Origin of the sequence: Cyanobium sp. Lug-B (genome assembly GCF_024345635.1) — a bacterium.
GTDB lineage: Bacteria > Cyanobacteriota > Cyanobacteriia > PCC-6307 > Cyanobiaceae > Cyanobium > Cyanobium minutissimum.
On record NZ_JAGQBM010000009.1, the window covers coordinates 27,818 to 39,689 of the forward strand.

The window sequence follows — 11,872 nt, forward strand, 5'->3', positions numbered from 1 at the left end:
TAGGCATAAGAATCCGGGCGTGGCCGTAGATGGCAAAGAAGAAAAAACTAAGTAATCCATTCTCCACCGGCGGTGGCGGCGTTCATTTTGAAGCGCACGTCCAAGCGTCCTTTGTCGCACTGATGCTTACCGGCGGACACGCTCCCTGTCTTCCTTGCTGGCCCATTGCGGAAATCAAACTTCAGGGCAAGATTGACGACTTTGATACAGACGACCTCGTTGTTGTCGTAGAAAACGTCAACAGCAAGGAACGGCGGAAGCTTCTCGGGCAGGTCAAGCATTCCATTGATATCACGCACCGCAGCGCTCTGTTCGGTAAGGTAATGCAGGCAGCCTGGAATGATTTCAATAATCCGAAGGTGTTCACACGAGAAGTGGACATTATTGCCCTGATCACAGGACCCCTCAGCGCGACCGATGCACACAATGTGCAATGGTTGCTGAACCAGGCGAGGCACACCAAAGACGTTGATGATTTTTTCAGAAACGTCCAGCAAGCGAATTTCAGCCCTTCCAAGAGTACCGAGAAACTGGGGGTTATTCAGCATCATCTGAAGACAGCAAACGGCGGTAACGATGTCTCAAGGGACGAACTCTATAGTTTCTTGAACCACTTCCATCTACTTGGCTACGATCTTGGTAACGAGTTTGGTGTCGTCCTATCTCTGCTGCATTCCCACATTTCCCAATTCCAGCAGCAGTATCCGCAGTGGGTATGGTCACGGATTGTCGATATCGTACAAGCGTGGAATCAGGATGCCGGCACTATCACGCTAGGCAAGATCCCGGATGACCTTCAGGAGGCCTTCAAGCAAAAGGCTGTTGAGGAGATGCCCGAGGAGTTCAAGGCAGCACAGGAGAAACCCAAAACTGATTGGACTCAGCACCCAGATGCTACCTATCTGGCCTTGGCAGTTCTGATAGGTTCTTGGCAAGACAAGAGTCAATACGACCTTGAAGCGATAACTCAACTGCTCGATATCAGTTACGACGAGTGGTTAAAGAAGGCCCGAGAAATATTGCATTGCCCGAATAGCCCATTGTCTCTGCATAATGGCATCTGGAAAGTTGTTAACCGATCCGAGCTTTGGTCACTGCTGGGATCGCGCATCCTTGATCAGAACCTCGATACGTTTAGGTCACTGGCTGTTTCCGTATTAGGTGAGCCAGACCCCGCCTTTGAACTGCCTGCTGAAGAGCGATATGCGGCAAGCATTTATGGCAAGGTGCTGAAGTGTTCACACGAGTTGCGAAACGGCATTGCCGAGGGTTTGGCCATCCTGGGCAGCAAGCCGGAGGCGTGTAGTAACTGCTCGCAAGGGAGGGCTGAAGCAAGCTGCGTATTCGTGATACGTGAACTTCTGACCGATGCTGATTGGGTTATGTGGGGCAGCCTGAATAGATTACTGCCCACCTTGGCCGAAGCCGCCCCGGGTGAATTTTTGGATGTGGTTGAGAAGGCAATGCGCCTCAAGCCCTGCCCCTTTGCTGAGCTTTTTTCCCAAGAAAGCAATGGCATCTCCGGCGGGAATTGGTTTGCCGGCATGCTCTGGGCGTTGGAAGTGCTGGCTTGGGATGAACAATATCTGGTTCGTGTCTGTGTCGCCCTTAGTGAACTCGCCAGCCATGACTCCGGCGGCAATTGGGGCAATCGTCCTTCCAATTCGCTTGTAACCATTTTACTGCCTTGGCTACCGCAAACTCAGGCATCGGCCGAAAAGCGCGAGGTAGCGGTTCGGGCGATCCTCAATGAATGGCCTGATATCGCTTGGAACCTGATTATTCAGCTTCTTCCTGGCCAGCACCAGACCTCTTCTGGTTCGCACAAGCCAAGGTGGCGCATGATCATCCCCGATGATTGGGGGAAAAGTGTTACTCAACAGGAATATTGGCAGCAGGCATCTTCTTACGCAGAGCTTGCGCTGGCTGCCGCAGGCCAAGATACCGCTCGGCTTTCAGCATTGATTGACCATCTAGATAATCTACCGAAACCCACGTTTGATCATCTTCTCCTGGTTCTCTCCTCCCGGTCCATTTCAGAACTTCCTGAGGAGCAACGACTCTCTATTTGGGACCATCTCAGAAGATTTTCTAACCACCACCGGCGTTTCTCCGATGCGAAATGGGCATTGCCCGACGAACTACTTACTCGTATTGACCTAGTTGCAGAGCAACTTGCCCCCATAAAACCGTTCAATCTCTATCAGTACCTCTTTGCGGATCGTGATTTTGACCTCTACGATAAGAGCGATGATTGGGAAGAGCAGCGAATTAGGCTTGACACGCAACGTGAGAAAGCTATCTCGGAGGTCTTTCGCGAGCATGGTGCCGAGGGTGTCATCCGATTCGCCCAGTCCGTTTCATCACCCAGCCAGGTAGGGATTGCACTTGCTGTTATTGCAGATTCAGACATTGAGCAGACCTTTCTGCCTCACTTCCTAGACTCTTCAGATAACAAGCTTAGGGCATTCGTAAGCGGTTATATCTGGAGGCGTTACCACGTCAAGAGCTTTGCATGGTGCGACGACATTGATAAGTCTGATTGGACGCCAGAGCAAGTAGGGCAATTCCTGGCTTATCTGCCATTTCTGAAGGGGGCTTGGGATCGCGCGTCTGAATGGCTTCAGGCACGCGAGAGTGAATACTGGTCGCGCACCGGCGCGAATGCCTTTCAGGCCGATGGTGATCTTTCCTTTGCTATTGAGAAACTCATTGAACATGGCAGGCCACACGCGGCAATCAACTGCTTGGCCATGATGCGCCATGATAAGCAGCAAATCGATAGCAATCAATGTGTTCGCGCGTTGCTCGTCGCTCTTTCTTCCAGAGAGCCCAGCTACGCCATTGTCGGGCGCCACATTATCGAACTTATCCAGTTTCTTCAGGCAGAGCCTTCGGTTAGCCAGGAGGACCTCTTTAAGGTCGAGTGGGCATATGTTCCCTTGCTCGACCGCCATAGAGATGCCGCGCCCCAGCTCCTTGAAAACAGGCTGGCGAATGACCCTGAGTTCTTTTGTGAGGTAATTCGACTTATCTACCGTTCCAACATAGAAGATCGGCCGCCGAAGAAATCCACTGCGGAATCAAAGGCAATCGCAAGTCACGCCTGGAAGCTTCTGCATGAGTGGAAGACGCCGCCTGGCACAAATAATGATGGGACTTTCAGCGAAGAACGCTTCACCGAATGGCTGAAAAGGGTCCAGGAAGTCTGCGCAGAATCCGGCCACCAGGAAGTTGCACTCGTCAAAATTGGCGAAGTTTTGATTCACACACCACCCGATCCGTGCGGATTGTGGATACGCCGCGCTGTCGCCGCCGAGCTGAATGGCCGTGAAGCTGATGACATGCGTGCCGGCTTTAGGACGGGAACATACAACTCACGCGGTATTCATTTGATTGACCCAACCGGAAAGCCGGAGAGAGAACTGGCTGAACAGTTCCGTCGCAAAGCCGAGGAAATTGAGAATGCCGGATTTCCGCGATTTGCTGTTACTTTGAGAGGTTTGGCTGAGGGCTACGACTGCGAAGCTGATCGGATACAAAGCGATCACAGAGATAGAGAAAGTGAGTAGTCTCAATGCTAATCAATTACGTCAACGCGGGCTGGAAATCTTGTTGCGCTTCATCGCAAGACGGTTGTGCGGATCGTTGAGGTTCGAGTTAATGTTTTCCCAGCGCTGCCCGCCGATCGAGTCGAAAGCGTTTCCTGCCCTCGAGCAAGAGAATGATGAACTTCATGATCAGTGGATGTTCTGAAGATCCTTGTGCGCCTATCCATAAGTGAAGCAACCGTTGGTCTGACTAGAGGTGGCGTTGCTCTGCAGCTTCGACAGGGGCTGGTGGCTTTTGGCGGAGTGCCAAGAGCTCCATATTGGCCTTTGCATCAATTCCAAGCTAGACGTCGATCCCACGCGGTGACCCCCCACAACGCTCACACCCTTTGATCGCCCCCGGCCCAGCCCCCTCCCCCATGGCCACCAGCGAATTCTTCCGCCCCGATTACCGCTCGGCCCGTGAGGCGTTCCTGGCCGCTGCCGTTGGCGCCGGTGCGCGGCTCAGCAGCCATGTCCTGCCCGATCACTGCGGCCCGGCCGGCGAGCCGCTCGCCATCGATGCGGCGGCCCTGGGCGCCGCCGAGCCCGAGTCCCTGCTGCTGCTGATCTCCGGCACCCACGGCGTGGAGGGCCTGGCCGGATCCGGTTGCCAGGTGGGCGTTCTGCTGGATGAACTCCACGGCGCCCTGCCGGCCGGCGGCGGGGCGCTGCTGATCCATGCCCTCAACCCCCATGGCTTCGCCTGGCTGCGCCGCGGCAACGAACACAACATTGATCTCAACCGCAACGGCCTCGACTTCCGCGGCCCCCTGCCCGACAACCCGGCCTACGACGCCCTCCACGACGCCCTGCTGCCCGTCGACTGGGACGGGCCCGAGCGGCAACGGGCCGACGCCCTGCTGGAGGCCTTCATCACGGGGCAGGGGATGGCCGCCTACCAGGCGGCGCTGCAGCGCGGCCAGTACACCCATCCCACAGGCCTCTTCTACGGCGGCAGCCGCCCCAGCTGGTCGCTGTCCACCCTGGAGAAGATCCTCACCGAGCACCTGGGCCCGGCCTGCCGCCGCCTGGCGGTGATCGACCTGCACACCGGCCTGGGCCCCTGGGGCTACGGGGAGCTGATCGGCAGCGGCAGCACTGACGACGACTGGGAGCGGTTGCAACGCTGGTATGGCCCGGAGGTCACCCGGCCCGGCCAGGGCCCGTCCAGCTCGTCAGTGGTGTCGGGCTCGGTGCCGGTGTTTCTGCGCCGCATGTTCCCTGCGGTGGAGCTCACCTACCTGGCCCTGGAGTTCGGCACCCGCCCGATCGATGAGGTGCTGGCGGCCTTGCGCGCCGATGCCTGGCTGCACGCCGTGCCCGATCGCCCCACCCCCCACCGCGAAGCGATCCGCCGCCAGGTGCGCGACGCCTTCCTGATCGACAGCCCCGCCTGGCGCGCCGCTGTGTACGGGCGCTGCGCTGATGTGGTGCTGCGGGCTTGTAGGGGGTTGGGGGAGGGTTGAGCCGTAATACCGCTTGTCAGCAGGTAGGATCGGCATGTCGATGACTCGGTGCTTGCCATGGCGGTGATCTCGCTCAAGTTGACCGAGGCCCTTGATGCGCAGCTCACGGAGCAGGCTCAACGGCGCCATCTCAGCAAGTCTGAGTTGGTTCGACGCGCGTTGACAGCGTTTCTCCAATCCCCAGAGCAGGGCGTGGATGACGCAGCACCACCCTCCGCCGCTGATTTGTTGGCTGACCTCGTGGGCTGTTGCGAAGGCGGACCCGCTGATCTGTCATCCAACCCTGCTCATCTGGCTGATTTCGGGGCCAATCGTTTATGACGGTTCTGCTTGATACGGGACCTTGGGTGGCGCTGTTGAGTCGCAACGACACCCATCACAAATGGGCTGTTGAGCAGTTCAGGCGATTGCCGCCTCCACTGCTGAGCTGTGAGGCTGTGGTCGCTGAGACCTGCTTTCTGCTCAGGCGCTCCGGTTTTGATCCTGCGTTGGCCCTGCAGTTCATTGAGCGAGGAGTCGTTCAATTGCCTTTCGTGCTCCAGGAGCAGATTGGCTCTGTCAGTGCACTTTTCAAGCGGTATGAGAATGTGCCCGCTTCTCTGGCGGATGCCGCATTGATTCGCCTGGCGGAGATCAACGACGCGCCGTTGCTTCTCACGACGGATAGTGACTTCCAGATCTATCGCCGTCATGGAAGGCAAGTGATTCCTTTGGTACAGCCGTAGACGTTGTGTCACTTCAATCAGCCCTGGGTGGGAGGGGGCTGGAGTTGACGTGATGGGGGGTGAAGCATCGGCGCCTGCTCAGGGGATGCGGATGGGCGCCAGCGTCTCATGCCCGACGGTGAGCGTGATCCGGTTGTCGGCGCCGAGCATGGCGCTGATGGCTGGATTACCGATGGTCGCACTACTGGCGGGCTTACTGACGGGCACGTTGGATAGGTCCGCGCGGGTGACCGTGTCGTAGAACGTCGCGATGAGATGGCCAGTGCCGCTTTCCGCCGCTGCGGTGACGACGAGGATGATCGTTCCGTCCGGGCTTCGGAAGAAGCGTGGGTGGTAGTTCTGCGAATAGGGCTTGGTGAGCCTTGGCACGCGAATCGCGACGCTGTACGGCGATCCCCGGAAGTTGGCGCCGGTCTCGAGGTCCCTCAGGAACAAGCGCGCAGAACCACCGTTCCCGCCGTCGAACACCAGCCCCACGCTGCAGAGGCTGAACCCTGCGCCCCCAATGCCGGAGATGATGAACCTCGTCGAAGTCCTGGGAAACGTGTCGAGGTAGGAGAAGTCGGACTGAAAGGGGATCGAAGAATTACCGACGAGACTGTTCACCGGAACCTTCCGGTAGGAAGCGACATAACGCGTGCCGCTGGGCAGACTCGGCGTGCCGGTCGGAACCTCGACCTTCACCGTGCCGCCTGCGCAGGAACGGGTCTTAGTCCTAAACAGCACGTCACTCGTGATCTCGGAAAAGCCACCCACCTGGCGTCCGACTGAGAAGGGGATGCCGTTGCTGGTAACCCCTTTGCTGATGACCTTCAGCGTTGTCGAGCCATACAGTGCCTGCGTCGGCACCGTGAGTGTGAGAGCGCCAGGAACGCATGAGGAATTGGCCTTCACCTTGACCCCGGCGAAGTCCACGTCGTTCAAACTGCAGTTCAGGTCGAAGCCGCTGCCCTTCACGGTGATCGTTCCTCCCTTCTGCTGCACTGTCGGGGTGACGCTGGTGACCTTTGGCTGGGCCAAGGTGGCAGGGGTCACATTGACTTGGAAACTCGTCGGTGTAGGCGACGTTCCGCCCGATTCGGTGCCATAAACCGTCGCGGAGAACTGGCCAGCAGGTGCTTTGGCATTCGCCGAGAGCGTCGATTGTTCAGTGGCACCTTTGATCGCGAAGGTAGAGGGTGAGCTCGTCACACCACTGGGTAGTGCGAACGTAACGTTCACTGGGTCCGTGAAGCCGGGTTGACGGTTCACGCCAATCGTTGCTGTGCTGCTTCCGCCCTGCGCCAGGGGAATGGGGTTGGGCGTGACCGTAAGCGAAAACTTCTTGCAGTTCCCAGAATGTCCGTAGGTCTTGAACAGATAGTCGCGAGTGGTGTCACCGTAACCCCCGAAGAAGTACAGCCCGCCCGGATAAGGATCGCCTAATTGGTACTTCCACCAGAAGATGTTTTTGCGGCTTTCCACCTGAAGGGCCAGCCAGTTGCGTGGCACTTCAATGCCGCCGCCGGGCATCTTGAAGCTCAAAAAGCCGTCAAAACCATCCTGGACGCTGGCGTCGATGGTGGCGAGTTGCTTTGGTTGACGAAGATTGCTCCAGTCAAGGACCCTCAACGTGACCAGATCCCCACCTCTGCCACGGTTGCCTGTCATGAGGCCAATCTCTACACGGGTGAGGCAGCTCAGCGTTGGTGAGACGGTCTGCTCCGCCTTAGTGGTGACCTGATGCGCTGAGCCGCCCCAGGATGCCGGGGCATTGGATTGGTCGAGTGTCTCCGCCGCAAGCGCCGACCCAGCGGACAGCCATGCCACCGACATGCAGGCGGCAACGGTTGCGCCGTGCTGAACCATCTGAGACAGGCGCGCTGAGGGAGGGCTCGGACCAGAGGCGACAGAAAGAGTATGACGTATCAAAATTCATCTCTTCAAGTTTATCTATTAACACCCTATAGCGATGGAATGCGTCCCCCTTGCTTTGTCCTGATCAGATACGAAAATTCGCAAAGCATGACAAGGGCACTTCTCGCCCCCTGAATGGAATAGATGCTCCTTCCGGGAGGTCGGGGCGATGCACCGAATGTCAGTTTCACGCAAGATTTTTCCTCCGTCAATTCACCGTCGAGTACGGCACAGAGGCAATGTGCGTGGGAGCGTTAGAGGATGCTTTCAAGCCGACAACATTGGAACCAGGCTGGCCGAGTGGGCCCACTTGCCAGTGGGGACGTCGTACGCAACCCTTTTCCCTATGCCTCCCTGTCGCAAGCCAAGCGCAGGCCGTCCTGATCATTTCTGGAGTGGCCGGCAGGTTGACCCGCCTCGGGATCGTCGGGGCAGCTCTGGGCACTGCGCGGGCGAGAGTGGATCCTTCCGGCGCCCCTGCCCGATGCGTTCCCCCCTGGCCGCTCTTTGCGCTGTTGCCTGTCTGTTGACCCCGGCCATCCCCGAGGCCCACGCCCAGACCGCCTGGCAGACCTGCCGCTTCAACGGCCGCCCCGAAGCCTGCCTGGTCGCGGGCGGCTCCACCTCGTTCACGGTCACCTTCCGCTCCGATGGCAAGCAGATCGAGATGGAGAAGGTGGGCGAGCCCTGGACCTGCGGCCAGGGCGATCAGGAGGAATGCGGCAAGTTGCTGATCACCGAGCCCAGCAACGGCCGCACCACCCTGGCCACCTACCGGCAGACGTCCTCCGCCTTCCTGGTGCGCAGCGAGCGGGGCAACACCTACTCGATTCCCCATTGAAGGCGGTAGGCCATCGGGCCATGGTCGAGTTCTCCTGCTCGTGCCAGCAGGGCTACTCTGTCAATGAAGCTCGGGAGCGCCATTGTCACCAACCGTCTTCCGGGATGGCGAATCTCGGTTTTTCTTCTTCCGCGGTTAGTCGAGTTACACCAACAGGAGATTGTCGATGCCTGGAACAACTACTTTGGGGGCTGAGGTCACGAATGTTTCTGGCCATTGCATCTGGATGCTTATTGATGATGAGGAGCTGGCCCTTCCTTATGCCGAGTTTCCTTGGTTCAAAGCGGCTACGATTCAGCAGATCATCAACGTCGTGCGACCCACGGCCGACCATCTCTATTGGCCTGATCTAGACGTTGATTTGTCCGTTGAGTCGATACGCCATCCCGAGAGGTTCCCGCTGAGGGCGACGACGATGTCCAAGTCATTCCACTCACCTGAGCCGCCGCCTCCAGTCCACTGATGCCATAAGGCCGTCCTCAGAGCCAGTGCAGGGGGTAGGGCATCGCCCCCGGCACCCAGCGGCTGAAGGCCCAGGCCAGGACCACCAGCAGCAGTGATCCGAGGAGAACCGGGAACAGCAGGAAGGGCCACGACATCCCCAGAAAGGCGGCCAGAAACGCCATCCCTCCGGCGGGGGGATGCAGGCAGCGCAGCTGCTGGCCCAGGAGGATCGTGAGCGCCACGGCCAGCGCCAGCACCAGGGGCCCCTGGCCCAGCAGACTCACCAGCCCCACCCCCAGGCTCCCCCCCAGCGTGTTGCCGAGCACCACGTTGCGCGGCTGAGCCAGTGGGCTGCGCGGATACCCGAAAAGCAGCACACAGGAGGCTCCCAGGGGCGCCACGATCAGCACCTGCCCGCTCCAGGCCGTCAACAGGGCCATCAGGCCGACGGCCGTGAGGCCACCCAGGGACGTCACGCCGATCTGGCTCAGCCGGAAACGGGGCTGCACGCGGCGCCCGCGCCGACGTTCCCGGCGCTGGAGCACCACCAGACGCCTCAGCCGCCGGGTCCCCAGTCCCGTGGAGCGTGCCCTGACTCTCCCCATCGGCAGCCGCGGCCCTGTGCTGGTGACGGTAGGGGGAGAAACGTGCAAGGCACGGGTCGGGCCCCCACGAACCCGCGAGCCGTCGTGGCGGTGAGGGTCGGTCAACACCGGACCTCCCTGACACCTGACTTAGCCTGCTCCCACCGTGGAATTGCTCCCTTGACCACCGCTCCGGAAGCCCCCAGGCCTCCCCTTCCCCCCTTCGATGCCGCATCGGCGGCGAAGAAAGTGCGAATGGCCGAGGATGGCTGGAACAGCCGTGACCCGGCCCGGGTGGCGCTGGCCTACAGCCCGGGCAGCGTCTGGCGCAACCGGGCCGAGTTCGTCAGCGGCCGCGAGGCCATCGAGCAGTTTCTGGTCCGCAAATGGGCCCGGGAGCTCGACTACCGCCTGATCAAGGAACTCTGGGCCTTCCACGGCCACCGCATCGCCGTGCGTTTCGCCTACGAATGGCACGACGATTCCGGCCACTGGTTCCGCTCCTACGGCAACGAAAACTGGGAGTTTGATGACCAGGGCTTCATGCACACCCGCATCGCCAGCATCAACGACCTGCCCATTCAGGAGAGCGATCGCAAGTACCACTGGCCCCTCGGTCGCCGCCCCGACGATCACCCGGGTCTGTCCGATCTGGGCCTTTGAATCGCCGCCCCTCGCCATCCGCCGGGAGCACGCGGAGCGGGCGTGCTTGGGCGGCCATCGTTAAGGTCTGAAGTGTGTGGCGTGGCGCGGCATGGAGGAAACCCTCGTCTTCGTCAGTGTGGGGGGCACCGCCACCGCAGAGCAGGAAGCCTTCGTGCGATCGATCGAAGATCGCCTGCGCACGGAATCCCTGGTTCCCAAAACCGTCGGCCGCAACACCTTCAGCGCCGATGCCCCCCTGAAGGCCATCACCGAGCTGATGGAGCACTGTTCCGGCATCGTCGTCATCGCCCTGGAGCGCTCCTACTTCCCCGCCGGCCTCGACAAGCGCGGCGGCCCGCGCCAGGCCAGCCTCGCTGACGTCCGCCTGCCCACCCCCTGGAACCACATCGAGGCGGCGATGGCCTACACCAAGCACCTGCCCCTTCTCGTGATCGTCGAGGCAGGGCTCAAGGCCGAGGGCCTGCTGGAGCCCGGTTACGACTGGTACGTCCAGACCCTGCCCCTGGAGGCGGCGGCGCTGGCCTCCAATGAATTCAACGGCGTGCTGGCCGACTGGAAGGAGAAGGTGCTGGCCCGGACGCCGGCGGCTGGCGCCACGGCTCCGCGCCGTCCCCAGGTCCTCAACCCGGCCGAGCTGTCCATCGCCGACCTGCTCGGTGCCCTCCGGCCGGTGCAGCTGTGGAGTGTGGTGATCGCCCTGGCCGGCCTGCTGGCCGGTGCCTTCAGCCTCGGCGCGCGCCTGGTTCCCCCCCTGAAGGACATGACCCCGCCGGCCCAGGGCGTTCGGCCAGGGCTGACCATCCCGGCCGCTGCGCCTCAGGCCGGCGACACCTCCGGGCGCGGTTGAACGTCCGTGCCGAAGGATTCCTCCTGATACACCAGGCCGCAGTTGCGCCGGATCCAGTGGGGATTGCTGCCCCGTTCCTCCACAAGGGAAGGGATGCGATGGCCGTTCCACGCATACCACCGCAGCGGAAACCTCGACACATGGGATCGTCCGGCCATGGCGTCGTGAATCATGCAATCCGGCATGTAGAAACCCTCCCGCTGGGTGGTCAGAAACCTCAGCAGCTCCTGGCAACCCTTGCGCGTGAGGATGAGGGCATGCAGGCAATAGAGCGGCCCCTGCACCACATCGCCCAGCCAACGCGACGGCCGGGGCCAGGCTTTCTGGCTCAGGCGGGTGAGTTTGCGGGATCGATGCAGCCGCCGGGCCGGATGCCAGCGGGGCAGGGCGTCGTACTGAATCTGGGAGCCCATGAACAGCAGGTCGAAATGGCCGGGGGTTCGGCTCAGGAACGCCGGCCCCAGCTGGTGCCATCCCCGGGAAAAGCGGATGTCATCCTCGAAGATGCAGGCCCGTGGATACCCCTGCTCGATGATGTGCTGAAGCAGGGTCACCTGGGTCACGGCGCAACCCTGGGCGCCGGGCAGGCTGAGAAAGTCTTCCCGATCAAGCAGTTGTTGGATGCCGAAAGGTTGCAGACTCTCCCTGACGTTTCCCGTGGCTCCGTCAAAGGCCGACCAGCGACGTGTGTCCGTGAATCCTGCCCATTCCAGCTGCTGGCGGCTGCTCTCCCAGCGATCCGGCCGGCGATCGAGATTGATCAGAAAGGCGGGGGTGTTCAGTAAGTCCTGCCAGGAAAGTTTGGCCATG

11 protein-coding genes are annotated in these 11,872 nt (G+C 60.4%); 8 read left to right on the top strand and 3 right to left on the bottom strand.

Annotated elements, in window-relative coordinates:
* Positions 1-29: 29 nt before the first annotated feature.
* The 4 genes from KBY81_RS03730 (at position 30) to KBY81_RS03745 (ending at position 5,784) form a co-directional block, all read left to right on the top strand.
* Positions 30-3,572, top strand: coding sequence for a hypothetical protein (locus KBY81_RS03730; protein WP_254975656.1), 3,543 nt, complete (start codon positions 30-32; stop codon positions 3,570-3,572).
* Between the two features lie 398 nt (positions 3,573-3,970).
* Positions 3,971-5,059 (top strand): M14 family metallopeptidase, encoded by a 1,089-nt coding sequence (locus KBY81_RS03735; RefSeq protein ID WP_254975657.1) that lies wholly within the window; start codon positions 3,971-3,973, stop codon positions 5,057-5,059.
* A gap of 57 nt (positions 5,060-5,116) precedes the next feature.
* Entirely contained in the window at positions 5,117-5,380 is a 264-nt protein-coding gene (locus tag KBY81_RS03740; RefSeq protein ID WP_106220784.1) for a ribbon-helix-helix protein, CopG family, read from the top strand.
* A complete protein-coding gene (locus KBY81_RS03745; RefSeq protein WP_106220783.1) occupies positions 5,377-5,784 on the top strand; it encodes a type II toxin-antitoxin system VapC family toxin in 408 nt (135 codons plus the stop codon). Before KBY81_RS03740 ends, KBY81_RS03745 begins: the two co-directional genes overlap by 4 nt.
* 78 nt (positions 5,785-5,862) lie before the next feature.
* Here the strand turns inward: KBY81_RS03745 and KBY81_RS03750 are convergent, their stop codons facing one another.
* Positions 5,863-7,632 (bottom strand): hypothetical protein, encoded by a 1,770-nt coding sequence (locus KBY81_RS03750; RefSeq protein WP_254975658.1) that lies wholly within the window; start codon positions 7,630-7,632, stop codon positions 5,863-5,865.
* 574 nt (positions 7,633-8,206) lie between these two features.
* Between KBY81_RS03750 and KBY81_RS03755 the strand changes: the two genes are divergently transcribed.
* Positions 8,207-8,521 (top strand): hypothetical protein, encoded by a 315-nt coding sequence (locus tag KBY81_RS03755; RefSeq protein WP_106220781.1) that lies wholly within the window; start codon positions 8,207-8,209, stop codon positions 8,519-8,521.
* Between the two features lie 166 nt (positions 8,522-8,687).
* Positions 8,688-8,984 carry a DUF2442 domain-containing protein gene (locus KBY81_RS03760; RefSeq protein WP_254975659.1) on the top strand — a complete coding sequence of 99 codons (297 nt, stop codon included), beginning with the start codon at positions 8,688-8,690 and terminating at the stop codon, positions 8,982-8,984.
* Positions 8,985-9,000: 16 nt separating this feature from the next.
* On the opposite strand, the gene KBY81_RS03765 is transcribed toward KBY81_RS03760, so the two are convergent.
* Entirely contained in the window at positions 9,001-9,474 is a 474-nt protein-coding gene (locus KBY81_RS03765; RefSeq protein ID WP_254975660.1) for an HPP family protein, read from the bottom strand.
* Positions 9,475-9,729: 255 nt separating this feature from the next.
* Here KBY81_RS03765 and KBY81_RS03770 point away from each other — a divergent pair, with 255 nt between their 5' ends.
* Together KBY81_RS03770 and KBY81_RS03775 are read left to right on the top strand one after the other, a co-directional pair.
* Entirely contained in the window at positions 9,730-10,212 is a 483-nt protein-coding gene (locus KBY81_RS03770; RefSeq protein ID WP_254975661.1) for a nuclear transport factor 2 family protein, read from the top strand.
* 91 nt (positions 10,213-10,303) lie between these two features.
* Positions 10,304-11,062, top strand: coding sequence for a hypothetical protein (locus KBY81_RS03775; protein ID WP_254975662.1), 759 nt, complete (start codon positions 10,304-10,306; stop codon positions 11,060-11,062).
* Here the strand turns inward: KBY81_RS03775 and KBY81_RS03780 are convergent.
* A complete protein-coding gene (locus KBY81_RS03780) occupies positions 11,032-11,871 on the bottom strand; it encodes a glycosyltransferase family 25 protein (RefSeq protein WP_254972534.1) in 840 nt (279 codons plus the stop codon). The two genes, KBY81_RS03775 and KBY81_RS03780, sit on opposite strands and share 31 nt — an antisense overlap.
* Position 11,872 lies beyond the last annotated feature (1 nt).

Coding starts and splice junctions, on each gene's coding strand:
- KBY81_RS03730 (WP_254975656.1), top strand. CDS start 30: ATGGCAAAGAAGAAAAAACTAAGTAATCCATTCTCCACCGGCGGTGGC.
- KBY81_RS03735 (WP_254975657.1), top strand. CDS start 3,971: ATGGCCACCAGCGAATTCTTCCGCCCCGATTACCGCTCGGCCCGTGAG.
- KBY81_RS03740 (WP_106220784.1), top strand. CDS start 5,117: ATGGCGGTGATCTCGCTCAAGTTGACCGAGGCCCTTGATGCGCAGCTC.
- KBY81_RS03745 (WP_106220783.1), top strand. CDS start 5,377: ATGACGGTTCTGCTTGATACGGGACCTTGGGTGGCGCTGTTGAGTCGC.
- KBY81_RS03750 (WP_254975658.1), bottom strand. CDS start 7,632: ATGGTTCAGCACGGCGCAACCGTTGCCGCCTGCATGTCGGTGGCATGG.
- KBY81_RS03760 (WP_254975659.1), top strand. CDS start 8,688: ATGCCTGGAACAACTACTTTGGGGGCTGAGGTCACGAATGTTTCTGGC.
- KBY81_RS03775 (WP_254975662.1), top strand. CDS start 10,304: ATGGAGGAAACCCTCGTCTTCGTCAGTGTGGGGGGCACCGCCACCGCA.
- KBY81_RS03780 (WP_254972534.1), bottom strand. CDS start 11,871: ATGGCCAAACTTTCCTGGCAGGACTTACTGAACACCCCCGCCTTTCTG.